29 protein-coding genes and 2 tRNA genes are annotated in these 22,844 nt (G+C 44.3%); 18 read left to right on the top strand and 13 right to left on the bottom strand.

From position 1 onward, the window contains the following. Positions 1-202: 202 nt before the first annotated feature. Together HBNXNv_RS04185 and HBNXNv_RS04180 are read right to left on the bottom strand one after the other, a co-directional pair. A complete protein-coding gene (locus HBNXNv_RS04185) occupies positions 203-811 on the bottom strand; it encodes a DUF6338 family protein (RefSeq protein WP_347720429.1) in 609 nt (202 codons plus the stop codon). 193 nt (positions 812-1,004) lie between these two features. Then, the gene (locus HBNXNv_RS04180) at positions 1,005-1,382 is read right to left on the bottom strand and encodes a 30S ribosomal protein S8e (RefSeq protein WP_347720428.1); all 378 of its coding nucleotides are present in this window, start codon (positions 1,380-1,382) and stop codon (positions 1,005-1,007) included. 93 nt (positions 1,383-1,475) lie between these two features. Between HBNXNv_RS04180 and HBNXNv_RS04175 the strand changes: the two genes are divergently transcribed. The 5 genes from HBNXNv_RS04175 to HBNXNv_RS04155 all read left to right on the top strand — a co-directional run bounded on the left by HBNXNv_RS04175 (position 1,476) and on the right by HBNXNv_RS04155 (position 2,905). Then, positions 1,476-2,051 (top strand): hypothetical protein, encoded by a 576-nt coding sequence (locus tag HBNXNv_RS04175; protein ID WP_347720427.1) that lies wholly within the window; start codon positions 1,476-1,478, stop codon positions 2,049-2,051. Positions 2,052-2,137: 86 nt separating this feature from the next. Beyond that, complete coding sequence (locus HBNXNv_RS04170) at positions 2,138-2,377, top strand: LSm family protein (RefSeq protein WP_347720426.1); 240 nt, start codon at positions 2,138-2,140, stop codon at positions 2,375-2,377. Positions 2,378-2,403: 26 nt separating this feature from the next. Continuing rightward, positions 2,404-2,565, top strand: a complete 162-nt coding sequence (locus HBNXNv_RS04165) for a 50S ribosomal protein L37e (RefSeq protein WP_347720425.1) — start codon at positions 2,404-2,406, stop codon at positions 2,563-2,565. After that, positions 2,566-2,784, top strand: a complete 219-nt coding sequence (locus HBNXNv_RS04160; protein ID WP_347720424.1) for a hypothetical protein — start codon at positions 2,566-2,568, stop codon at positions 2,782-2,784. A 47-nt stretch (positions 2,785-2,831) separates the two neighbouring features. Further along, a tRNA-Lys gene (locus HBNXNv_RS04155) sits at positions 2,832-2,905 on the top strand. Between the two features lie 72 nt (positions 2,906-2,977). Here the strand turns inward: HBNXNv_RS04155 and HBNXNv_RS04150 are convergent. Next, a complete protein-coding gene (locus HBNXNv_RS04150; protein ID WP_347720423.1) occupies positions 2,978-3,451 on the bottom strand; it encodes a hypothetical protein in 474 nt (157 codons plus the stop codon). 95 nt (positions 3,452-3,546) lie between these two features. Between HBNXNv_RS04150 and HBNXNv_RS04145 the strand changes: the two genes are divergently transcribed. From HBNXNv_RS04145 to HBNXNv_RS04130, 4 genes are all read left to right on the top strand, one after another. Continuing rightward, positions 3,547-3,621 (top strand) — tRNA-Ile (locus tag HBNXNv_RS04145). 320 nt (positions 3,622-3,941) lie between these two features. Then, positions 3,942-4,679 (top strand): hypothetical protein, encoded by a 738-nt coding sequence (locus tag HBNXNv_RS04140; protein WP_347720422.1) that lies wholly within the window; start codon positions 3,942-3,944, stop codon positions 4,677-4,679. Positions 4,680-4,880: 201 nt separating this feature from the next. Next, the gene (locus tag HBNXNv_RS04135; protein WP_347720421.1) at positions 4,881-5,663 is read left to right on the top strand and encodes a hypothetical protein; all 783 of its coding nucleotides are present in this window, start codon (positions 4,881-4,883) and stop codon (positions 5,661-5,663) included. 163 nt (positions 5,664-5,826) lie between these two features. Continuing rightward, on the top strand, positions 5,827-6,357 hold the full coding sequence (locus tag HBNXNv_RS04130) for a hypothetical protein (RefSeq protein WP_347720420.1): 531 nt from the start codon (positions 5,827-5,829) through the stop codon (positions 6,355-6,357). Between the two features lie 41 nt (positions 6,358-6,398). Here the strand turns inward: HBNXNv_RS04130 and HBNXNv_RS04125 are convergent, their stop codons facing one another. The 5 genes from HBNXNv_RS04125 to HBNXNv_RS04105 all read right to left on the bottom strand — a co-directional run bounded on the left by HBNXNv_RS04125 (position 6,399) and on the right by HBNXNv_RS04105 (position 16,316). Continuing rightward, positions 6,399-8,663, bottom strand: a complete 2,265-nt coding sequence (locus HBNXNv_RS04125) for a LamG domain-containing protein (protein ID WP_347720419.1) — start codon at positions 8,661-8,663, stop codon at positions 6,399-6,401. 42 nt (positions 8,664-8,705) lie between these two features. Next, positions 8,706-9,464, bottom strand: a complete 759-nt coding sequence (locus HBNXNv_RS04120; RefSeq protein WP_347720418.1) for a response regulator — start codon at positions 9,462-9,464, stop codon at positions 8,706-8,708. A 96-nt stretch (positions 9,465-9,560) separates the two neighbouring features. Continuing rightward, complete coding sequence (locus tag HBNXNv_RS04115) at positions 9,561-12,824, bottom strand: LamG-like jellyroll fold domain-containing protein (protein ID WP_347720417.1); 3,264 nt, start codon at positions 12,822-12,824, stop codon at positions 9,561-9,563. Between the two features lie 50 nt (positions 12,825-12,874). Then, on the bottom strand, positions 12,875-15,625 hold the full coding sequence (locus HBNXNv_RS04110; protein ID WP_347720416.1) for a LamG domain-containing protein: 2,751 nt from the start codon (positions 15,623-15,625) through the stop codon (positions 12,875-12,877). Positions 15,626-15,653: 28 nt separating this feature from the next. Next, complete coding sequence (locus tag HBNXNv_RS04105) at positions 15,654-16,316, bottom strand: hypothetical protein (RefSeq protein WP_347720415.1); 663 nt, start codon at positions 16,314-16,316, stop codon at positions 15,654-15,656. Positions 16,317-16,372: 56 nt separating this feature from the next. On the opposite strand from HBNXNv_RS04105, the gene HBNXNv_RS04100 reads away from it, so the two are divergent. Then, positions 16,373-16,777: a hypothetical protein gene (locus HBNXNv_RS04100; RefSeq protein ID WP_347720414.1), complete on the top strand. Its 405-nt coding sequence runs from the start codon at positions 16,373-16,375 to the stop codon at positions 16,775-16,777. Positions 16,778-16,792: 15 nt separating this feature from the next. On the opposite strand, the gene HBNXNv_RS04095 is transcribed toward HBNXNv_RS04100, so the two are convergent. Together HBNXNv_RS04095 and HBNXNv_RS04090 are read right to left on the bottom strand one after the other, a co-directional pair. After that, positions 16,793-17,044 carry a glutathione S-transferase N-terminal domain-containing protein gene (locus tag HBNXNv_RS04095; protein ID WP_347720413.1) on the bottom strand — a complete coding sequence of 84 codons (252 nt, stop codon included), beginning with the start codon at positions 17,042-17,044 and terminating at the stop codon, positions 16,793-16,795. A 32-nt stretch (positions 17,045-17,076) separates the two neighbouring features. Continuing rightward, entirely contained in the window at positions 17,077-17,514 is a 438-nt protein-coding gene (locus HBNXNv_RS04090) for an NUDIX domain-containing protein (protein ID WP_347720412.1), read from the bottom strand. A gap of 96 nt (positions 17,515-17,610) precedes the next feature. Here HBNXNv_RS04090 and HBNXNv_RS04085 point away from each other — a divergent pair, with 96 nt between their 5' ends. From HBNXNv_RS04085 to HBNXNv_RS04060, 6 genes are all read left to right on the top strand, one after another. After that, on the top strand, positions 17,611-18,240 hold the full coding sequence (locus HBNXNv_RS04085; protein ID WP_347720411.1) for an Era-like GTP-binding protein: 630 nt from the start codon (positions 17,611-17,613) through the stop codon (positions 18,238-18,240). Next, the gene (locus HBNXNv_RS04080) at positions 18,240-18,629 is read left to right on the top strand and encodes an OapB/ArvB family protein (protein WP_347720410.1); all 390 of its coding nucleotides are present in this window, start codon (positions 18,240-18,242) and stop codon (positions 18,627-18,629) included. Before HBNXNv_RS04085 ends, HBNXNv_RS04080 begins: the two co-directional genes overlap by 1 nt. Positions 18,630-18,743: 114 nt before the next feature. Continuing rightward, positions 18,744-19,127, top strand: a complete 384-nt coding sequence (locus HBNXNv_RS04075) for a Zn-ribbon domain-containing protein (protein ID WP_347720409.1) — start codon at positions 18,744-18,746, stop codon at positions 19,125-19,127. 55 nt (positions 19,128-19,182) lie between these two features. Next, complete coding sequence (locus HBNXNv_RS04070) at positions 19,183-19,455, top strand: hypothetical protein (protein WP_347720408.1); 273 nt, start codon at positions 19,183-19,185, stop codon at positions 19,453-19,455. A 49-nt stretch (positions 19,456-19,504) separates the two neighbouring features. Continuing rightward, entirely contained in the window at positions 19,505-19,786 is a 282-nt protein-coding gene (locus HBNXNv_RS04065; protein ID WP_347720407.1) for an amphi-Trp domain-containing protein, read from the top strand. Beyond that, the gene (locus tag HBNXNv_RS04060) at positions 19,786-20,253 is read left to right on the top strand and encodes a GNAT family N-acetyltransferase (protein ID WP_347720406.1); all 468 of its coding nucleotides are present in this window, start codon (positions 19,786-19,788) and stop codon (positions 20,251-20,253) included. The genes HBNXNv_RS04065 and HBNXNv_RS04060 overlap by 1 nt, the downstream gene beginning before the upstream one ends. On the opposite strand, the gene HBNXNv_RS04055 is transcribed toward HBNXNv_RS04060, so the two are convergent. Together HBNXNv_RS04055 and HBNXNv_RS04050 are read right to left on the bottom strand one after the other, a co-directional pair. Beyond that, positions 20,250-20,615, bottom strand: a complete 366-nt coding sequence (locus HBNXNv_RS04055; protein WP_347720405.1) for a hypothetical protein — start codon at positions 20,613-20,615, stop codon at positions 20,250-20,252. The genes HBNXNv_RS04060 and HBNXNv_RS04055 overlap by 4 nt on opposite strands. Further along, positions 20,602-20,964, bottom strand: a complete 363-nt coding sequence (locus tag HBNXNv_RS04050) for a hypothetical protein (RefSeq protein WP_347720404.1) — start codon at positions 20,962-20,964, stop codon at positions 20,602-20,604. The genes HBNXNv_RS04055 and HBNXNv_RS04050 overlap by 14 nt, the downstream gene beginning before the upstream one ends. 53 nt (positions 20,965-21,017) lie before the next feature. Here HBNXNv_RS04050 and HBNXNv_RS04045 point away from each other — a divergent pair, with 53 nt between their 5' ends. After that, positions 21,018-21,497 carry a hypothetical protein gene (locus HBNXNv_RS04045; RefSeq protein WP_347720403.1) on the top strand — a complete coding sequence of 160 codons (480 nt, stop codon included), beginning with the start codon at positions 21,018-21,020 and terminating at the stop codon, positions 21,495-21,497. Positions 21,498-21,550: 53 nt separating this feature from the next. Then, the gene (locus tag HBNXNv_RS04040) at positions 21,551-21,862 is read left to right on the top strand and encodes a hypothetical protein (protein ID WP_347720402.1); all 312 of its coding nucleotides are present in this window, start codon (positions 21,551-21,553) and stop codon (positions 21,860-21,862) included. On the opposite strand, the gene HBNXNv_RS04035 is transcribed toward HBNXNv_RS04040, so the two are convergent. Then, the gene (locus tag HBNXNv_RS04035) at positions 21,859-22,818 is read right to left on the bottom strand and encodes a nucleotidyl transferase family protein (RefSeq protein ID WP_347720401.1); all 960 of its coding nucleotides are present in this window, start codon (positions 22,816-22,818) and stop codon (positions 21,859-21,861) included. The two genes, HBNXNv_RS04040 and HBNXNv_RS04035, sit on opposite strands and share 4 nt — an antisense overlap. Between the last annotated feature and the right edge of the window lie 26 nt (positions 22,819-22,844).

Below are 22,844 nucleotides of genomic sequence, written 5' to 3'. Positions count from 1 at the left end.
AACGCTTAAAACAGCGAATGGTTTATAAGGTTTAACTCGGCTTATTCACTTGATGATGGAGACCGATTTCATGGACGAAACCGGCAGACAGATCCCGGTAGAGTTCAAAGCCAAAGGAATCCATGTTAAGATTTTCTCCAAAGTTAAAGGCCTACTAGCATAAAATTTCAGGCCCTTTAACCTCTCTATTTATTTTTCCTGCTCATTCGGGGAACTTGATATCTGCTTCAAAAAAGACTTCTGAGATATTCTCTCCGTTAATATACATGTATTTGCCTAGTTTTCTACCGCTCTCCCACTTTGGACCATTAGAGCTTTCTAGTATTCGAGGAAACTTTATGAGCAAATCTTCATCTGCATCCCGGTCGTCCCAAGCTCTCAAATAGCCAGATATAAGTCTTCCATCTTTCATTTTGGCTTTAATTTTGCTTCCCTGTTCTCCCTCTTCCATATACCTAAAAGTGAGGTTGAAGGGGGTCTCTTTTCTTGAGCCATCTTCCTTCAGTATAATGCCTAGAATATACCCCAAAATTGATCCTGATACTAAATGACCTACATATAGCTTGCTTAGAAAACCTAGATTTTCGATACTAAAATTAAAATCTTCAATAACAAACTCAGGAGCTATTCCAAGAAGATTTATCGTCATAAGGACGAATGCTGCTGAAAAACCGCTGAGAAGTAATGAGAACGCAGTCTTGTCAAATCTATCGCTTAAGGGGTCAAGATGACCAAACTTCCTAGCTAGTTTTATTGCTAGAAATCCTGGAGTCAAAAAAAGAAAGGCCAAAATTAGCCCGGGAATTGTCATAAGGTTTAATCCTCATCTGGATCCTCTTCAGGCGCAGCGACCATTTGCGACTTACTTTCTTGTCCTATCCAGTTTACTTCTGACTCATCTTCGTCAGACATAGTCTCCACTTGCCAATCTTTTCTAATAAATTTACTCCTTATTGTCTAAAATCTCAGAAATTAGGAAATGAAATTGAGAGAAGAGGAAAAATTTACTCCTCTACAGGAACTGCGTTAACAACTCCGTTCTGTCCAGGCCTGGAAGTAATCTTGGCCTTTCCTTCGGATGTATCAACGATAGTTCCCTTTGTAAGTAGAGATCTTCTAACGAAGTTCGGATTAGCCGGGTTCTCAAGAACCTGCTCAATCTCAGCCTTCTTAACCTCGCCGTCAACAGCAAGGTTTACAGTCTCAGATCTCTTAACACGGCTCTTATTATTTCCACCGCGAGTTCTAATTACTCTAATCCTCTGATCTCCTACTTCTGGTTCGGAGAACTCGGATCCGAGATCGTATTTTCTAGATTTCCTGTACCTACGGGTTTTACCGCCCGTTTTCTTAGTCATTGATCTTTTGTGCCAAACAGCCATAACAACCCTTCATGCGTAAAATTTTATAAAGAATCTTGATTCCTGCTTTCAAACACCACAACCTTTTTATTTGTCACTACATAATAACAACATATGAGAGCAGTCGATTCAGACTACGAAAACAACATGGACGCAGAAGCAGATATCAAAATAACAGGTAAGACAACGCCATCGGGAGCATCTCAAATGGTTAAGACGGCAATCTCAGACCCTTCCGAAGAAGTTTCTATGACATACCAGTGGGGAGACAGAGGTGCAACAACCGAAAAACTTCAGAGAGATGAAGCTGCCAAGTACTTACTAAACGTTGCAGGCGCGAGCGAATCAAGTGCTCAGGCTTCAGGGAGACAAGAAGAATCCAATTACTGGAGAAAAAATAAAGATGCAATGTTTGACGACTCACTTCCTGAATCAGAAAACACACAACTTCCAAATCCAATTAAAACATCAATAGATGGAGAAATTAATGCTGGGGTAAACTATACAGACGGTGTGATTGGCGTAATGTTGGAGTTTGATACGTCTTATGATAGCGATGACGAAGAAATCCAAGATGGTGAAATGCGCATAACGTATTCAGAACCTTTCGAAAGCAATGCTGAAAATGAACTTGAAAGAACACAAGAGGCTATCGAAGGCCTCAAAGATCTAGGAAATCTGCTTGAGTAATAACCAAGATCATATCTCTATTTTTCTACTCCAGTCAGGTTTATATAAGTTGTCAGGGTTCTGTATGTTTACAGGTGTTCTAAACAATGGCAGATAACAAAAGGCCTTTTGACGTTCTAGATGGGGCCAAAGAAGGAAACGTACTAGTAAAACTAAAAGCATACGGAAGAGATCAGGAACCTACAGTTTCAGGAGAACTACAGGCATTCGACAAGCACCTCAACATCTGGCTTGAAAATGCTTCCGTAAAGACAGAAGACGGACAGACAGACTACGGTAAGCTCTTCGTAAGAGGCGACAACGTACTCTTTGTCAGCCCGGAATAAAAACGACTTTTCACAGGTGACACATAATGGGACTTAACAAAGGAAAACGAAACAAGAAAAGCCACGGCAAATGCCGTAGATGCGGCAAGAAAGCATTCCACCTCAGAAAGAAGGAATGCGCAGCATGTGGCTTCGGAAACACATCCAAAAGAAACGACTTCAACAAAGCAAAGCCAAGGAAAGAGTAAATGGCAGAATACGAAGTAATCCTACTAACGGAATCCGGAGACTTCCTACTGGAATCCGAAGAACACCTGAAAAGAGAAGCAAAAGGTGTAGAGGCCGAAAAGCCTCACGTAATCACCGAAGACGAAAAGGCCCACAGAATCGAGGCCCGAGAAATCTTCGTACCCTACAGCTCTCTACAGAACATCCAGTACGGCAACTTTGAGCAGGAAACCGTATAAGGGATTTTTACTTAAAACATATCCTCTCATTTATTTTCTACAAGGAGGGGCTCGTAGCTCAGTCTGGCAGAGCACCGGCCTTTTAAGCCGGTAGTCGCGGGTTCAAATCCCGTCGAGCCCATAACCTCTCAAAAAATTATTCTAACACAGCAAACTCTTCAGCCACAGTTTACCTGTTCCAAAAGGCCCTTATTCAGAAAGTAACAGTTCTCTTAACCAGTCTGATTATCTTGGTCATCTTGGCAGACAGGCCTAGATTACGGGCCATCGCTATTCCTGCCGTAGCCTTCTCTCCCACCATCTGCTGCTCGAAGATTGCACCTACCTCAAGCTCCTCCAAGATACTGAGAGCAGGAATCACCATCAACATGTCAAGCCAGTGATCCTCAACAAACTTCGTATTCGACTGCGCAAGCCGCAGGCCTATACCCAGCCTGGCAGCAAAGAAAAGAATAACCACATAGTTAAGATAACTGATATACGTATCCGCTGCAGGCCCGAAATTAAAGAACTGGAAAAGTATTACAAACGAAAGCAGAATCAGTACAAGCGGCAGAAAAGAATCCAGCACAGTCTTCACACGTGACGCTGACTTCTTCGAAGTAATCAAGTGAACTGACTCCTCAACTTCTTCAACTTTCTCGCCGTACTCCTGCTTTAGGCCCACAAATAAATACTCTGTTCGACTTGAATAAAAATAGTTGGCTACTAGCGTTGCATTAAAAATACTTACCCGTCAACACTACTACACAAGGTCAAAAAGGACCGGTAGCTTAGCCAGGTTATAGCGCCACGCTGATAACGTGGAGATCCCCAGTTCAAATCTGGGCCGGTCCATCTTTCTCCGAGTTCATATCTTAACAAAAGATCTTTTGAACTGCTTCTCCGCCAAACCCTAATATTAGCTCAACGGCGGCAACTAAAGGAGAAAACACAAGAATGGTGTTTGACAGTCTAAAGCAGACGCACGAAAAACTATTCAAAAATCCAGAACTATCAGAACACAACAAATAAGTTCTAGACGAATTCTTCCGTAAATACACCTAAGGAAAAAAGATTTTATAGAGGACTAAGAGAGATATCTAAGAACGCTGAAAAACCGACGCTTATTTCCGACTTGAGAAAATCATAACAGGTTTGGCACGAAAATATCTGATATGGACGCAGGAGATATAGAGAAAAGAATTCTTTCAAATCAGAACGAAGGGCTTGAAGGTAAAAACAAGAAACCTGTTTCGATATTACTGAGACTTCTTAACCAAATGCAAGAACTTCAAAAAGTCCAGCAAGAGTTTCCAGAAGAATTCAACGACCATCACAAGCACATCTTCTTACACTATACAAGTTCTGTGATTAATCTAGAAGAAGGATATATCAACACAAAGTATTGTAATTACAAGTCATTTAAGAGAACTCTTAGATACTTATACGAATCTTATTTGGTTTTAGAAGGTTTAAATGAAGATAGAGCGGAGTCTAAAGATATGATGAAGGAATGGAAACAAGAAGTCAAGGAACTAAACGAAGAAGGCTTATCAACAGAAGATAGAATGAAAGAGGAATTAAGTATTGTAGATAAACTTCACAAAATAAGAGGAAATAAGAAAGGTGAAATGAAAAAGAAGAACAAGCGCTATGGCGATTTCTATAATCTTTCAAGCAATTATGCTTCACACCCTGTAAGGCTTGGCGCTTCTATGTCTGATAGAACGCCTGACGAAGATAAAGAGCTTAACCAGGTTGTTCATTTAATCTGGTTGGGTTATGGAACTATTCAGAAACTAGAAAATGCGTTCGAAGGAACGGATGTCAAGGAGTATATAGAAGAAGAAACTGGGGGAATTAAGAAAGAGATTGAAGACCTAGGTAAGACGCCAGAGTTTATCGACGGTTAGAAAATCTAGAAAAGAGTTAATTAAAACGGCTTATAATAGAGAATGTACTTTAATTTCAACACTAAAAAACTTAAGAATTTGACAACTAAAAGACGTTCTGGAGAGTAAGTAACTCGGAGATTGTTGGAGACTCCCTCCAGTGACCCCGGAATTAATTTGGAAAGAAAGTTAATTCTTCCGTTTTTATATCTATATAGATTGATGGACTTCGAAATTGTCGAGGAAATATTAGCAAAGTTGCAGGAGGGGTATCCTAAGTACGTTCTGAAGGCTCAGATACGAGTTGAATTTAATCTAAATGATAAGGAAATTGAGACTATTGAGACATATTTAGCGGAATCAGGAAAGATAGTAAAGAGTATTGACACATCAAAGGGTATTAATGAATATGGAGATCCTATAGATCCGAAAACAACATGGAAGATAACAACTAAAGGCATTGAATTCCTCAAAAAGGAACAGAGGAAACAGGAGAGGAGGAATTTAGAAAGAAAATCAACAGGGTTCTCAAAAAAACTTTCAAGGTATACATTCATACTCGCCGTAGCAACTATCCTTCTATTCACAGCTAATATTGTAAGCACCTCGGCTGCTTGGTATTCTGGAGCGCCTCATATTTACACTGTTCAAGGAACAAATCAATGTCCAGATCTAGCTGATAATGAAAACAGGGTTTTTACAAGGTTTAGAAATGAAGGAGCCTCTCCTGGTGAATTGTCTTGGAATATAGAATCGAGAAATATGGATATTCAAATGTCGGAAGGGAGTAAAGAAGGAAGTATTGTTCTTCCTCCCACTGAACCTTTTAATATAGACTTTAATGCGTTTATAGAAAATAGTTCCGAAAAGAAAGCAAGCTTTAAACTTCAATATTCTTATCCTAGCAAGATATTCCCTCCTATAATTCTCGGTTTGGGTAAGAAAAATTTCGCCAAATCCTGCAAATACGAGAAAAATAGTCAGGGTATATTTGTTAAAAAGTAAGTGAATTATCCAATTTTGGAGAGGCAGTGAGCAACTTGGAGATTGTTGGAGGGCCGGTCCGCTCGACTTTTCTGTCTCAGTTCAATGACTAAGTTTTTTTCTTGGATATTGTGATTGTCTGTTAGCGGTTGGGTTGAAAAAATTGTCTTGTCTCTTATGATCTATGTCTTCGCTTGATAATCTTTCTGCAGATCATTTCTATTGGCTTGATCTGGCGGAGGAGTACTTCAAGGATGATGGCCTAAATGGTAGAACTATTCCGGTTAGAGCTGCTGAAAGGTTTCCGGAGATTCAAGGAGAGTTTAATGATATGGAGAGTATGTACGAACTTGAGCCGGAAAATGTTGCGGAGCCTTTGATGGCTATTTACGGAGAATCTGGAGAAATGGAAGGCTTCTACTTGGAAAGAATAGAGGGAACAACTCTTAGAGACTATATCTTGGAGAACGGTGCGGGCGAAGAGCTTATTGATGAAGTTGAGAGTGCTTTAGAGACTTTTCATGAAAATGGCCTAGTACACGGTGATCTGGAAGGCAATATACTCTATAGTCCGGAAGAAGGGATTAAGATTATAGATCCTGTTGGAGCTGGAAAGAGCCATGAACGCTTTGATGCCTTGAAAAAACTAGATAAAGAGGACGTTCAGATGTATAGGAACTTTCTGGAAAAAATAAGAAATGCTGACTACCTATAGCCATGTTGACGAGAAGTTTCGTAATTATTTCAGATAGATTTTCAGTCTAGCGCCAGTTTCTTTACTTCGTCTTCGCTGAGTGTACGATTGTAGATTCTTAGTTCGTCGATCATTCCATTGAATACCTGGTCGCTGTCCCAGCTTCGGGTTCCGAAGATGCTGACTGGGTTGGTGTTGGTGTGGAGAGGGTCTGGAGGACTGCTTGATACTACTGTTTCTGTCTGTAGTTTTCCGTTGACAAAAAGTTTCTTTCTGGAGGTTGTGGCGTTGTAGGTTGCTGTGATATGCTGCCATTTGTCTTCTTTCAGTATTTTTGGCGTGTACATGTTGTGGTCGTAGTTCTGTTCTGAGTCGGTGTAGAAACCGATTTTGGAGTTGCCTACTGCAATTCTCCAGTTGTCATCTGTATTTGAGGTGTCGGCCTGTCCGGATACTCCTCCGACTCTGCCAGCGATGTGTGCGCCGTCGCTATGAGATCCTGAGGAGGCTGGAAGAGTGTCAGGGTATATCCAGGCCGACACGGTGATGCTGTCGAAGTTCCATCTATCAGGCCCGTATCTAAGCCTTAGGTAATCGTCTGAGTTACCGGTCTTTACAGTTTCCGAGCTGAAGGTTCCACCTCTCTCAAATCTTGAGGTGTCATAGGCCTCTGTTCCTTCCCCTTCCTCAAAGTTCCATCTTCCAACCAGATTTTTCTCTACGTTTTTCTTCTGGCTTAACTCTTTGACTTCCTCTTCTTTCAGGGCCTTGTTGTATATTCGGAGATCGTCTGTAGAGCCATTGAACCAGAAGTGGTGGGGGCTGTTGCCGTGACGGCCTATCCAGATGTTGCCTCCGGATGTACTTATCTGTCTATCAGGGTAACTGGTTGAGTCCTCAAGTTCTCCGTCAAAATAGATTTTGAGCTGTTTTCCATCGTACGTTCCCATTAGGTAGTGCCATTCTCCATCTGCAGTTAGAGGTGTTGTTGTGGAAACTTCTGTATCATTCCCGTCCTGGAACTCTACGTGCCAGGTAACTGTGTTCCCTACGCCTCCCCACTGTAGAAGGCCCCAAGAACCCCAGAAGTATTTCTCTACAAGCATCTGTGAGTTGCCGTCAGAATTGTTGTTTTCGCCTTTCTGTTTAACCCATATTCCTACTGATATCTCATCCGTGGGCTGAAGACTGTTTCCATCAGGTATAGAAATGTAGCTGTCATTTCCATCAAGCCCAACTGAACCGCTATCTATTACGCCTTTTTTCCAGGTGCTTGAGTTTCCAAGTTCGAATCCATTTAGAGATCCGTGGTTTCCGCCGAAGAAACGGGCCTTGTTGTTATTAACGCTGTAATCTTTTCCCCATGGCCTGTTGATAGGTGTTTCCTTTTCCCAGCCGGATTCTGTATCCAAACTGTTGTCATTGAAGCTTACAGCCTCTGCATCGTTGGAGTAGAAGTATTTATCGAGAAGACAATGAGTTGAAGATGTTAAATCGCAGTTTCTAGGCCCATCATTCAGATCTACTGACAGAACCTTCCCTTTCTCGGATACAGGAAGCGAATTGTAAAGATTGGAGATTTCCGAACTGCTTAGAGTTCTGTTGAAGGCCTGGATTTTTGCTATAGAGCCGTTTATTGACTCAGTGCAGCCAGCGCATCTACGGCCTACAACCAAAGGGTGATTGTTAGTTGTGAGATTTGATTTGATGCTATCTGTTATTTTCTCGGAGTCTTTCAGATCTCCGTCAATATACAGTTTGACGTGGCTTCCATTTCCTACAGCTGCTGCATGATGCCATTCTCCCAGGCCGGGCTTGTGAATAGCTCTTACATACGAATTCGGAGGGTTTCCACTTTCATCGATTCCGATCACTCCCACTATTCCGTCTCCATAAGTCCACATTCCGGCGGTAGTACAGCTCCAGTTCCCGCATCCTGCCTTGTTCTGGATTCCTCTCCAGTCCTCCCATTCATTCATCTTTACCCAGGCAGTCAGTGTGAAGTTGAACGTGCTACCAAAAGTATTATCCACGCTCGAGCTGTCATCAATGCTGAGATAATCATCTGTTCCATCGAATTCCAGGCTGTATCCCTTGGAGGCCTGTACGTTGTCAAAACGGTAGTAGGCCTGGAGTCCTTTCTGAAGGCCTGAGCTGGTTGATGACTGTATTTCTATGTTTTCGGTGTCTGCCAGCGATTTTGGTTCTTCACCTTCAAGTATTGATCCTGCAGGGCTGGTTGAACTTGTTAGAGCTATGGTGAGGCCTGCGGTAAGAAGTAGGGCTGTAATTATTGTTGTAGAATTTTTCAGGCCTTTTAGCTCCATACAGTTGGGTTTTCGCTTTCTTTGTTTTTACATTTCGTGTCTTTATTCTGTTTCTGAGGGTTCTAGTAGGTCTGATATTGATGCGTAGAATTCAGGCCATCCATCTTTTCCTTTTATCGGGATGATTTGCTGGTCCTGGCTGTATGAGTCGCCGTTTTTCTTCAGTCCTCGTACGTCCTGTGCTTCAAGTACTTTTGCGTCTTCTGAGGCCTCGTAGAGTGCAGCGTAGCTTTCGCCAGGTGTGATCTTGGAGAGGTTTTCTCCCAGAAGTTCTTCTGAATCATATCCTGTTACCTCCAGCAGTGCCGGGTTTACGTAGAGTATCTCGGATTCTGGATCTGTGATGAGAATAGGGTTTTCCGAGTTGTCGACTATGGCCTCGAACACTTCTCTTTCCTTTGCGTTTCTGTACTTGTCTACTGCATCTGTGAGGCTTTTGGCAATCATCTGGTAGTGGTCTGATCCGGCCTCTTTCCTGAAGTAGTCGGTTACGCCGTGGTTTACCGCGTCGGCCGCTATCTCCTCAGAGCCTTTTCCCGTGTACAGAATGAAAGGCAGGTCCTCATCGATCTCTCTGACTTCTTCCAGAAGATCGAGGCCTGTGATTCGAGGCATGTCGTAGTCGGAGAGCACCGCGTCGTAAAGGCCTTCCTCTACGTCTTCCAGTACTTTTTCAGGATCTGTGGTTGTCTCTACTTCGAGATCTTCCTCAAAACGTTCAAGAAATAGTTTTGTCAGCTCCAGGATGTCTTCCTGGTCGTCGACTGCAATTACTTCTACGCCGTCGCTTTTGAATGGCATAACTTACTACGCTATATAGCTGAAAGTATATAAGCTAGTAATTGCCGGTATAAGTTTTGCTTATATGGTTTCCCTGTCTTCTGTTTGAGCTGAATCCTACTGGAAAAGAAGATCTTGGACTTCGCTGTCTGAAAGACTTCTGTCGTACACACGGACTTCGTCAATTTTTCCGGGAGCTCTTCCAATCCGGATTTTTCCTTTCTCAGCGCTGGAGGAGATATCTGTGTTCAGGGCTTTGCGGCCGTCAATGTATAGAGAGGTGCTCGATCCTCCTGTCATGACAAGGTTCTGCCATTGGTCTGTTCGAAGGCCTTCAGTTGAGATAATATTGCCGCTGCTGAATCCGAAGGTTCTATCCTTGCTGACTCCGATGCCTGATTCTCCGGCCTCTACAATATTCATTTTAGGTAGCGGTAGTACGGCCATTGCGGCCTCGTAGTTGCTTCCTGCGTCACCTACAACTGCTACCGGGTGTTCGGCCTCTATTTTGAGGTATTCGTTTACAGGAAGGTTTCCTACACCGTATCGGTTCTCGTATTTGTCCAGTTCCGCGGAGTAGCTGAAGGATCCGGAGATATCGATCTGGTTGTTGTCTGCCAGCGAGATAAGGCTGATGCTGTTACCCTGGTCGTTGCTTGAGGTGATGCTGTATTCTTTTCCGATTCCCCAGTTGTTGGTTGATGAGCGATACATGCTTGGGCCGTAGTCGCCGCCGGCCTCGATTAAGGTTAGGGAGACAGGTTTGGAAGAGTTTACTTTGAGATTGATTGTTCCCTGACCGCAGGAGTCGGAGTAGACTTCTCCTGCGTTTAGTGTAGTGGATGTTGTAGTGCAGTTTCCTGCGTAATCTGTGATATCTACATCTGTGTTGTCTTTCTCCGCAGCTATGTGTATTTTCTGGCCGTTTTCGGCGTAGTCCTTCGAGACTCTGTACAGCTTTCTGGTTGGGGCCACTATTTCAGAGCCTGAATTGTCGTCAAACTTTCCGTAAAGAACTGTTACAGGGTGATTTTCGTTTGTCTTGATGTTGAACAGCGTTGGACTGTTCGTGCAGTCAGAACAAGTCCAGAACTCGTCCTTATCTAGTGTAAAGCTCTGAGAAGTTTCATCCTTCCTGTTGTACAGTGTTACCTCGGTATTATTTCGGTAAGCAGTGATGCTCATTTCGTTGTTGTCGTTAGGCATGGAGAACCAGATATCTTCTCCGGCCCGCGAAGTCCAGTCATCGTCACTGGTCCTCGCATCCAGCATAGAATCATAGTCAACAGATACAGGATACTCAGCGTTAATCCTGAAAGCGGAGTCAGGCCCGTAATCATCGCAAGGGAACCTCCAGAGCTCTCCTCTGTTCAAAGTATTATTCCGCGTATGAACTACGTCGCCAGAAGTTGAAAGATTCTGTATCTGGATAAAGTTGCCGTCACGTGTAGAACCAATGCTGAAAAGACCTTGATCATCGCTGGTGTCTAGAAGACAGAAAGTAGCATATCTTCGGCCTGTAGAACTTACTTTCTCAGGTAGATCGCCTTTGCTGTACCATGCAGAAACAGTAGATTCGTTCATAGAAACCTGGCCGCCGCTACCATAGGTTTCAGGCCCTGAATCAATGGAAGATCCTCCCAGGACTCCAGAGCTCTTGTAGTATGTATCATAGGCCGTCTCCCCATCTCCTGATTCAAAGTTCCATCTTCCTACAAGGCCATCGTTGACAGGTTCTCCATTGTATAGTTCTTGTATTTCTGAAGGTGAAAGAGAGGTGCTGTAGAGCCTTGCATCATCAATGCTGCCATTAAGGTAGTATCTATCGTTGAAAATGTCGCCACCTCCGATATACATGTCGTCAGTGCTTATGCTGGTAATATTGTCTGCGGTGTAGGATATTTCTTTCACCATGGAGCCGTCGATAAATATTCTGGCTGTGTTCGTGTTGGTGTTGTATGTTCCGGCCGCGTGGTGCCATCCTGTTTCAGGAGTCACGGTTTCTGAAGAAGTCATTTCAAGAAGTTCTACTTCATCGTTAACTCCCAGAGTCCATGTAATCTGGTTGGCGGAATTGTATCCCAGCTCAAATTTAATATCGGTGTATCCGCCTCCACCCCATCTTTTGGAGATGAGATTGAGAGATCTATCAGTGCTGCCATTACCTCCCTCAAGAGGTTTGAACCAGACCGAAGCAGTAATTTCCTGATTGAAATCCAGGTCAGGATTATCTCTAACTCTGACTATATCATCAACACCATCTAGCTTCAGAGCCTTCTCTCCAACCTTGCTATCTGCAGTCCATCCGCTGCTTGCGTTGAAGTCAAAGTCCATCAATTCTCCGTTATTCCCGCCTTCAAAGAAGACTTCGTTGTCGCCTCCTTCAAAGAAGATGGTATTTTGTCTTCCAGTATCTTCTGCAGAAGGCCTGTTTACGGGTGTTTCTTTTGTCCATCCTGAACCTGTATCCAGATTATTGTCTTCGATGCCGCGGCCCTCTGCATTGTTTTTGTTCGTAGATTCATCTTCGAGGCAGTTCAAGAAAGTGGTAAGGTCGCAGTTGTTAGGACCTTCGTTGAATCGCTGGTAGAGGATTAGGTTGTTTCTAGAGACAGGAAGGCCTTTGTATAGATTGTTTATTTCTTTGGAGGATAGCGCTCTTTCATATACTCTGACGTTGTCTACTTCTCCGTCCAGGTGCTGTTCGCCGTAACCGATAACGTTATAAGTATTATCTTTATAAAGATTGGAGAAACCTGGAGATCCTTGGGCTACTTTTGTGCCGTCCACGTAAAGTCTCTGGCTGTTTGGTGCTGTGGAGCCGTTCCAGACGCCGGCTATGTGATACCATTTTCCTGTTTCGTAGCTGAAGCTGTCTGTAACCCTACTACCAAAGTTACCGCAACTGGTATCCTTTCCCAGACTCCACACGAGCTGGCTTCCAGATTCATTCAACCTTATGAAGTAAGGGTTTAGGCCTTTGCATGATCCCGTGTAGATTCCTCTGCCAAACAATCCTGATGATTGCCCTGTGGTATCGAATTTAGCCCATCCAGAAACTGTAATGGCGCCAGTTGTATTGAGACTATCGGAACTAGGTATTTGTAAATAATCATCCGATCCATCCAATTCAATGCTATATCCTCTTGAGGCCTTGACGTTGTCGAAACGGTAGTATGCTTTCAGGCCATCGTTAAGAGTGCTTGTGCTTGTGGATGTGTCGGATGTGGTTGCTGTCCTTGGCTGTTCTCCATCATTGATCAAAGTTGATGACGAGAGTTCTCCGGTGAGGCCGGATCCTGAGAAAACTGTTATTGCAGTTATAAGGCCTAGTGCCGCGATTACTGCAGTTTTTCTGTTATTTTTTAGGCCTGTTTTCATTCTGTATATTTTATTTGTGTCTGTGTCTTTACATTTCCCCGGTTTTCAACCTATTTGAGGCCAAGTCTGGTTGTTTCGCTGTCCGTAAGGCTTCTGTTGTAGGCCCTGAACTCGTCGATTCTGCCTTCGAAGCTGTCTGTCCATACTGTCCATGGCAGGTCTACGTTGACGTGGCCCTGTTCTCCGTCGTATACATCTCCTTCTGTAATTCTTATTTTGACGCCCTCGGTGGTTAGGTCTGAGAAGCTTCCTACAGAAGGGTCTCCTCCGCTTGTTCCGAGAGGGTTAGCGAACATGATCGGTGTCTCGCTAAATTCTGTGGAGAAGTTTACCTGGCACCAGCCACCTGTGTCTGTGTCTTCTGGACAGTTCGGGTATATGTCGCCTTCAAACCTGGTGTTTGACTGATCGGTTCTATAGGCTATGTAACCTGCCTGAAAGCCTCCTCCGTCCTGATCTGCCCCCTGACTCTGGTCGAATGATTCCCAGTAAATCGAGAATCCCTGTGAATCCAAGGAACTTGTGTCAACTCTTGAGCTGTACGCGTGAGATGTTTCCTCCTGCAGTGTGTCAATCATGTTTATAGAATTGGATCCAAATGATTGATTCCAGTTGTAGGAACTGGTTGATCCAGAGGTATTGTATGTACCGGCCTCTACCTCCACTCCATCGATAGTATGGTGGCCTTTCTCCATAACAATATACCCGATATCTTCTTCCACCAGCGAATCATTTTCGTTAACATTCTGAACCTCGAATCCTTCGGGCCCGATATTTCTGACAAGTGCTCTGGACTCTCTTGGCTCATCACCTGCATCAAAGCTTCCCTGGCCATTAACAATTACTACAGGATCATCGAACTCGCCGTCAAGGCCTACATAAGTCCAGTTAGAGACATTTTCTACAATCCCCGACTCGTAGAAAGGAGAACCAATATTCGTACCATAAGAACTGTTAGTGACTAAAGGATGGCCCCAGGACTCTTCCCTACCGTCAATAAATCGAGTTCCATTCGTTTCAACATAGTGCCTCCATTTTCCGTCTTCCGAGGCCCAGAAAGAGAGTGAGGATATTTGCTGAGAGGTTTTTGAGCTTATGAAGTTTAAACCACCGTATGTTGCTACAGAGTTCGTATTCAGAACTCCTTGGTTGGTGGTGTCTCCTGTATCATATGCTGTTTTGAGGTTTCCTGATTCGAAGTTCCAGCGATTTGATAGGTTTTCAGTAATTGGTTGCTTTCTGTAGATTTTGTCTACTTGTGAGGGTGTGAGCGCGGTGTGGTATATTCTCACATCATCTATTGATCCGTTTAATATTTCTCCATTCCCTTTATCGCCTATTAAGAATGATTCTGTTGAGTTGAATGGTCCGAAGTTTGAGGTAGCACCACTGTCTCTAAGCTGTCCGTCCACGTATAGGTGTGATTCTCCCTCTGGTTCTATGGAAACTGCGGCATGATGCCAGTCATTGTCCCACACCCCAGAGGCTGATAATGTGTTGCCTCCAGATCGGAACATTAGAGGCCCGGTTGAGTCCCAGCTATCTCTAAGAGTCCACCCGTCATTGAACTCGGCGCCATCTCCCTGAGCAAGCAGTACTTCTGCATCAGGATCTCCTGAAGCTTTGAACCAAAGGCTTAGGCTCCATGAGTCTCCGCTGAAGTTAAAGGTTTTTCTGTAGGGCACACTGACAAAGTCATCGCTGCCGTCAAATTTGAGAGAGTGCTCTCCTATGTGTCCGCTGCTCCAACCGCTTGAGGAGGAGAAATCAAAATTGTTAAGATTTCCTTCTGCCCCACCAAACCCTGTGCCTAGTGAGTTGAAAACTGAGGAGTCCTCGGCAGAAGGCCTGTTGACAGGAGTTTCATCTGTCCATCCGCTGCCTGTATCTAGATTATTGTCGTTGAAGTTGACGGGCCTTGCATCGTAAGCTGAGTCTAGAGAATTCTCTATACAGTTATTCTCTTGTGTCAGGTCGCAGTTTTCAGGCCCTGAGTTTAGAGGATACTCGGATAGCAGCCCTTTTGCTAGTGGTTCTTCTCTGTAGAGTTTTTTGACTTCAAAGTCTTTGAGTGATCTGTCATAGATTTGTAGTTGGTCGATTTTTCCGTCAAAATGATGGGTTTGATCCGGGTTGTTTTTTGCTTTCTCGGGCCTTGCTCCTATTGTGCTGTTGGTTATATTCAGCTGTGATCCGGAAACCCAGTGTGTCTCTCCAATTTTTTGTCCGTTTACGTATGCTTCAAAATTAGAGTTTTGTCCGTTGCTAACGAGCACTCCATGGTACCACTTACCTGAAACTGCGCTCGTTAACTCTGCCTTATCGTACGTTGAACCGTTATAGCCTCCTGTAAAGTAGATTGCTGAGGGATCCATGCCTATCGTGGGATAACCGTGGCTGTATCCTGCGGGAGCGCCATAAGAGTCCTGGAAGACAGGCCTTTCTCCGCCTCTGTTATCTGCTTTAAACCAGATGGATATTGAGTAATTGTAGAGTTCCTCAGGACCTCTCGTCTCAACATAATCATCACTGCCATCAAACTGTAAACTATATCCTCTTGAGGCCTTGACATCGTCGAAACGGTAGTAGGCCGTTAACCCGTTGTTCAGTGAGTTTGTGTTTGATGTTGTTGCTTCGCTGGTGGTTGCGGCCTGGCTCGTGCTGTTTGTATCTAGTGTTGCTGATTGGAATACATTTCCTGTCATTGAGCTTACAGGTGTGAGAGCTATCGCTGTGGCAAGGCCTATCAGTAGAATTGCTGCGGTAGTTCTTTTGCTAGAAATAAGGCCTGGGATCGGCATGTTACAGAATTTTTGGTTTCAACAGTTTTTACATTTCGTGGTTGAACTGTTCTGTCAGGCCTTCTAGCTCGTAGATGCTGTCTCTCACTGATTCGATGTGCTGGCCTTCTTTCTCGTCTGCAAGGTTTACAAGGCCTTCTGTTAGTTCGTCAAGTCTGTATCCTACTTCTTCTGCGTACTGCTGTAGTTCTCTATCCTCTGAGTTATTTGCTCGGTGGAACACCTGTTCCCAGTTGTTCAGCATTTCTGTCCCGAAGTCCAGGTAGTTCTCCCAGCTCTCTCCTTCAGCGCTCTGTACTTGTTGCTCCTTTTTTCTGCGGTACTGTGTCAGCAGTTCTTCTGAGATGATGGCCTGTGCGAAGTCTTCGGTGTCTGCATTGAATACTTCATAGGCCTCTTCTCTGTCGACTGTTGGTTTCTGTGCTGTGACTTCTTCTGGATCTTCGTATCCTTCCAGGACCTGTTCTCCTCTTTCTGTCACTATAAATACTGTTTCTCCGTTGACAGGGAATTCTGATACAAGGCCTGAGTACACGAAGGGTTTCATGTCTTCTCTCATTCGGCCTCCGATCATGTAGTCTCCTTCGCTCATTTCCGGCATCTGTTCCTGAAATTCATCCACTGCTTCTGGGAATATTCCTTTTATGTCAAAGAATATGTCTTCCTCTGTGCTATCGCGATCGACTGCCATTCTTATGAAGAGTTAGGAAATACTACTGTTTTTAATTTACTGGTCGATAACAACATATGGAATTCCGATCAAAAGAACAGTATAATAATGAAAACCAGCTCTCTATAGATGAGCTCTCGGATCTTGAAACTGCTTCACATTTCTACGCATTGGCGGAGATTGATCAGCAGAGAAGAGAGGAAGAACAGCTGGAACGAGTGCAGGAACAGCTTAAACGGTACAGACAAGCTGGAAGCCCGGGAACAAGACTTGACAGAGTTGAGGAGGGATCGAAGCTCTGGGCAGAGGCATGCATCTACTGGGATGAAACAGGAATGTACGATATTGAAGGCCTTGCGGCTGTAACTCCTGTCCTAGCTGTACATGCCGATCTAGGTGTAAATGTTGAAGACGCATATGGACTAGATGAGATAAAAGAAGTTCTTGATGAGGGAATGGAATACTTTGAACCTCAGAAATAAAGAGAAGAGGAAAATTTAGCCGTAGTGTTCTTCCAGGTAGTCGACTATGTCGTCGCTCTCCGGCATAACTGTGTCGGTGTTTGGATCAACCAGTACAGGAACTCCTGTCTGGCCTGAGATCTCCTTCACTTTTTCACGGTCGCCGCTGGCATCTACCTGCCGAGCAATGTAATCAATCTGTAGTTCAGTAAGTTTTTCTCTGACTTTCTTGCAGTAAGGACACTGTTCGAACTGGTAAAGCTCCAGCATTTCTTCAGGCTTTGACATAGAAACAAAAACAGAATCTGATCTTTAAACAGTTACTCTGCCTTCTCGGCACCAAGCTCCAGAACTTCCTTATGGTTATCATATGTAAGAAGGCCTTCACAGTCCTCCTTGCTGAGGAAAAAGGCCTGGCTGTGTTCATCTGAAGGATTCTGCTCAACATCTGCAATTGCTTCAGGCGTAACCTCTACAAGAAAGGCCTTATACTCTCGCTGGACTTCTTCTCCATCTTCATCCTCGAAACTCCATTCTGCAGTGTGGTCCAGGTCTTCAATACTCTGGATCTGGCCTTCGTCAATACCAGCCTCCTCTCTGAGCTCAAGTTTAACGGTGTGCTCGTAGTCATCTTCTTCCAGATGGCCTTTCGCAAGCTCCCAGCCCTCCCAGTTCTTCTTCCTGTTCAGGATCAGGTACCTGTTTTCTCTGCTGGGCTTCTTGTGAACCACCAGCATTACGCCTTTTTCAGTTCTCATATTCGTGACTTGATACCTCTGATTTTATTATTTTGATTGCATGGGAACGGTTTTTATACCTACGGACCCGATTTATTATTGTCCGGTGTCAAAACTATGATAGGCCGTCTCAAAAAGTTAATATCCGATCTATTCAGCTCAACGGAACAAGATGACATAAGTATAGGCCTTTACGGTCCTCCAAATGCAGGAAAGTCTACGCTCGCTAATCAGATTTCTATGGATTTGACTGGAGAGGAAATGAGTAATGTTTCGGAGGTACCACACGAGACCAGGGCCGTTGAGAAGAAGGAGCAGGTTACGCTTGAGACGGACGACGATAGAACAATTGACATGAACCTTCTGGACATGCCAGGCATTTCTACGAACGTAGACTTCCAGGACTTTACAGAACACGGCCTTGAAGAGGAAGAATCCAAGGACCGCGCCAAGGAAGCTACAAAAGGTATTGTAGAGGCCATCAAGTATCTTGATGATGTTGACGCATGCCTTGTAGTATTTGATTCTACAGAAGATCCTTATACACAGGTTAACGTTACTATTATCGGAAATCTCGAGGCCAAAGATATTCCAATACTGATTTTGGCCAATAAAACAGACCTTGAGGATGCAGATCCTTCGAGAGTCCGTGATGCCTTCCCTCAGCACCCTGTTCTAGAGGTTTCTGCCAAAGAGGGAGAAAATATCGACAAACTTTATGAGGAAATAATCGAAAGGTTAAGTTAATGAGCGACGATGGAGTTACCATAGAATTTCTCTCAAGAGACAAGCTGTCTGATCATCAGTTGGACGACAAGCTGGAGCTCGTACTTCAGAAAGTCAAGGATGACGCAGTACTGGTTCTTGAGGAAGGATGGACTCCTGACGAAAAACGCACACTAATCACAAACGCCATGGAACAGGTCGACGACGACTTCCCTGGCATAGAGTTCATGGGCCTCGACTCAGGACAGACAAGACTGGACAAGGCCCGCAACCTCGTATACGACAAACTATTCGATGAGAAACCTCGCAGAGGCCTTACAATCGTAGGTAACTCTCGCGTAATGGAGAAAATCAAGGAAGAAAGGGATGCAGTTTCATTCCTTGCAAAACTTGAGAGCGAAAAGGAGTGATTTAAGATGGTCGAAACTCTCCGAGTTTCTGGAATCAAAGGCCTTCTTGGCCTTTTGCAGCCTAGAAACCTGAAAGGTTTCGGACTTGCAAAAACTCACGGAGGCGAGTTTTGAATGCCTCACAGATGTATGAACTGCGGTAAGACTTATGATGAGGATTCTGAAGAGCTCATTTCCGGATGTGAATGTGGTTCATCTCTTTTCATGTATGAGAACGAGGTAGATACTTCTGAGGATGAGCTTGAGGAGGAGAAAGAGCTTGTTAAGTCTGATATTGAGGAGATGGTTGCTGCCGGTGAAAAGGAGAGAGGCAACATCAGCATCGAGTTCGACCTTGAATCAATAAAAGTCGAGGAAGAAGGCGTCTACAACATCAATGTATCCCGTCTTCTGGAAGAGGTGCCGCTTGTTATCGAGAAACGTGAAGGAACCTATCATATTCACCTGCCGTCGGCTTTCAACCGCAGAGAAAGAAACGTTGACGTTCAGGATCTATAGCTGAAAAGCTTTAAATCAAGGCCTTCGAAAATGATCTTTAAGGTGCAATAATTTTATGAGCGAAGAAAATAAGGTACGGGAGAAAGATGTTTTCGGCCTCCCGAAGCTAACTCTGAATGCTGAAGTAGGAATCTCTTTCACGCTATTCATCCTTGGATCACTGCTACTGTTTTCAGTGCTCTACCCGATGAGGTACTCAGCTGATCTAATGCCAGCATACCTAGGATTCCTGATGATCATGGTGGCATACTTCTTCGGTATCGAAGCAATCAGAGAGCTAGAAGACAAGGAGCACTACCTTTCAAAGCGACTGATGAGCGAAGATTGATTGACACTCTTCAGTTACAAATAAAACTCTTAACCATTCTATTTTTTCTATGGCCAGCAGGGAACTTGACCTCGACTTTGAATTTTCAAACGATGAACTTGCAAATTTTCTGGAAAGCTTTGCAGATAAAATAAGAGATGGAGAAGTAGGCCTTAGCTTCCGCGGAAAGGAAGAAGTACGTATTGAACCTAACCAGGACAACCTGCTGACCATGGAGTTCGAAGAGGAAGACGAATACAGAGAACTTGAAATAGAGTTCGTCCTCAGAGAAGAAAGAGCAGTATCCAAAGACTCCAGCGGCAGAAAGAAAATCTCCGTGGAAATTGTATAATGAAAATAAGGCCTGCCAAAGCATCAGAAGCAAAGCAGATAGTTGAAGAGCTCTGGCTACCTCTAGCCCGCGAAATGGAAGAGACAGCAGAGATCAACGAGCTATCAGACAACTTGGACAAAGATGATCTTGTGGAGTGGCGAGAGGACAAGATAGAAAGCAATGATCCAACACTCGTCGCCGAGCACGAAGATGAACTTATAGGCCTTATCACAGCAACAGAAGACAGTCCAGCACCTATTTTCTCAAGAGGCGACTACCTGAAAATAAACGATATCTACATCAAACCTGACTACCGAAGAAAAGGCTACGCAACACAGCTACTGGACAGGATAGAGGAAGAGGCCCGTGAAAGAGGATTTGAAAGCGTGGAGCTGGAAGTGGACACGGCCAATAATTCAGCTAAAGAACTTTACAGAAATGAAGGGTTTGAAACCAGGAGAGAAAGAATGATTAAAGAGCTCTAGTTACCGAAGCTCTCAAGAATCTCAATCATCCTATCATTCTGCTCAATAATCTTATCCAACTTCTTCTCAAGGCCTGAAGCATCAACAGAACCTGAAGAACTATCAGAACTCTGAGAGGCCTGCGAAGTCATAGGATTGGAGGAACTGCTGGAACCTGAACTACTTGAGTTCTGGCTCAGACCCCCTTCCTCTAGAACCTCAATCGGTGTATCATCATTTTCCTGTTTATCAGCATTTTTCTCGGCCTCCTCACGTAGAGTGGAGAAGTTACCTGAACCTCCGCCTCCACCACCGCTGCTGGAGCTTTTAGCCTTCTTTTTCTCATCTTTTACGGAATCTTTAACGTTATCATAGTAGCTCATTCTCTATATCACCTTTCAACTTATCATCGCTCTCTTTACCGGCGCTTCCAGAACTCTCATTAGAAGTAAGACTTTCCAGAAGGCCTATAATCTTCTTATTCTGCTCGTGAATATCTTCCAGGGAAACCTGGCTCTCATCTACTGCATTTCCATCGCCAGATGCACTGGGAATCGCAATCCCACCGTCATCGCTGCCTCCGGAGCTACCGGAAGAACTAGTATTCGAACTTCCTCTTCCACGGTTAATCTCGGTCTCGTTATCTCTGCTCCGGGAACTCGAATCCTGTGCAGGACTGATAGATACTTCTTCCTCTTTAGAGTCAGAATTACCTCTATTGTCGAACAGCATAAAGAGAGACTTTACAGTCCTGAAATAAAAGCTTTGCCGGGCCAACGGTAAACATGAAAGTAGAAATAAAACCAACTGAGAAACCAGAACAACTGGTTGAAAACCTCGAGAAACGCGCAGAGACCGCAGAAATCAACGAAGACCATGTAATCGCAGAGGTAGAAAACCCGGCCCTCATCGAGAGACTTCCAGGAGTGGAAAAATACTGGGTTGACGGAGAGGAGAGAGAAGGCCTCAAAGGAAGACCAGTACAGGAACAGGTATACTGCAGAATCGAGTCAAAGGAAGACTTGGTAAAGGCCTTTCTCGCAACAATCGATGGCTACGACCTCAGAATTCTTTCAAGCGGCGACGACTGGGATCTCAGAATGCTGAAAAGGTTCAACCCGGACATCAAGGAACTTGAGTTCGACGAGCCAAAGGAAGTTCTCGGAATAGAGAAAGCACTTTTCCCTCATGAAGGCCTTGAAGAGATAGAGATAGAGGTTGACGATGAGGAAATCCAGATGGTCTACGAGTATATGATGTACTAAAAAGTTCCGCTGGAAAACTTAAAACTACTTGAATACTAAATTACGTGATACAGATGGAAAAGGAGATTGAATACGATCGCGTCGAGTACGCAACAAACAGAGAAATTGAGAACGACGAAGGAGAGAAAACCGGATACGTCAAAATGTTCTCCTACGACAACGAAATGTACTTCTACGAGATCGAATGCCCTTACTGCCAGAACGTCTTCGAAGGCGAACAGGAACTGGACTCAAGGCCTTGGTGGATCGAATGTCCAGACTGCACAAGAAGCATCAACGTCTACAGGCTGAAGGACAAAGAGGAGAAAAAAGTCAAGAACCGAGGCCCAGACGGAGTTGACGACGCAGACGTTGACGTAACCTAGAGATCAGCCTGCGACACAAATCTTTTCTCTTCATTCAACCATTCTCTTACCTTTACAGCTATCTCTCTGCCGTATTCCTCCAGATCATCTATCTCAGAAACGGTGCGACCGGTATCTTTTGACTTGGAAAGAGGTTTACCGGTAGCCTCGTCGGCAATCAAAGGCCCAAGAAAGTAGGCTGGCGTCTCTCCGCATGCAAGGTCGGTGATTCTCGCGACTTTAAGCACCTTGGAAGTCTTCTGACCCTTCTCCGCATCCCTGTAGTCGCCGCCGAAAACATGCACAGCAACATCCCGGCCAGGATCACGCACAGGATCAACCAGATAATAAACACCAATACCTCCGCTCAAAGGAGTGGAGGAAAAACCTTGGCTGCAGTCAGGATTCCAGCATGAATGCACCAATTCATCACATTCTCGGGAATAGGCCGAACCCTTCGCATGAGAAAAACCACACTCACTGCATACACCGGTAACAGGACTACGATACCTCCTCCTGAAACCGCCGCCAAAGATCTCATCAAAACCATCGATATTATTCAAAACATTCCGCAAGGCCTCAAGATAAGACTCTTCACGGTAATCAGACAGAAAATTAACCTCTACATCAACAGTCTCTGATTCAAGGCCGTCCAGAAAACCCCTGATCTCATCAACTCTGTGATGGGCAACATTCTCGTGTTTGCCACATTCACAGTCTCTCTGGAAGAACAGCTTCATCACTTTGTTGTTCTCCGGCTGATGATGCTCGTGGATGTGTGCGCTCCAGTCAGTATCACAACACCACAAGTCTAATTCAAAATCCAGTTCATCGGCGATCACCGCGGCATAACCAATACTCAGCAAGTTGCCGACGTGAAGCTCGCCGGAAGGCCTGAAACCTACAGCAACCTTATCGCCTTCCAACTCGTATGATTCAACTTCACTGAACTCAGAAGTAATCCGGAAATTATCCATTACAACAAACTAAAGGCCTTGAAGAT

Source organism: Candidatus Nanohalovita haloferacivicina, from assembly GCF_029232205.1.
Taxonomy (GTDB): domain Archaea; phylum Nanohalarchaeota; class Nanosalinia; order Nanosalinales; family Nanosalinaceae; genus Nanohalovita; species Nanohalovita haloferacivicina.
The sequence above is the reverse complement of the archived record's forward strand: the minus strand, read 5'-3'. Positions and strand labels throughout refer to the sequence as shown.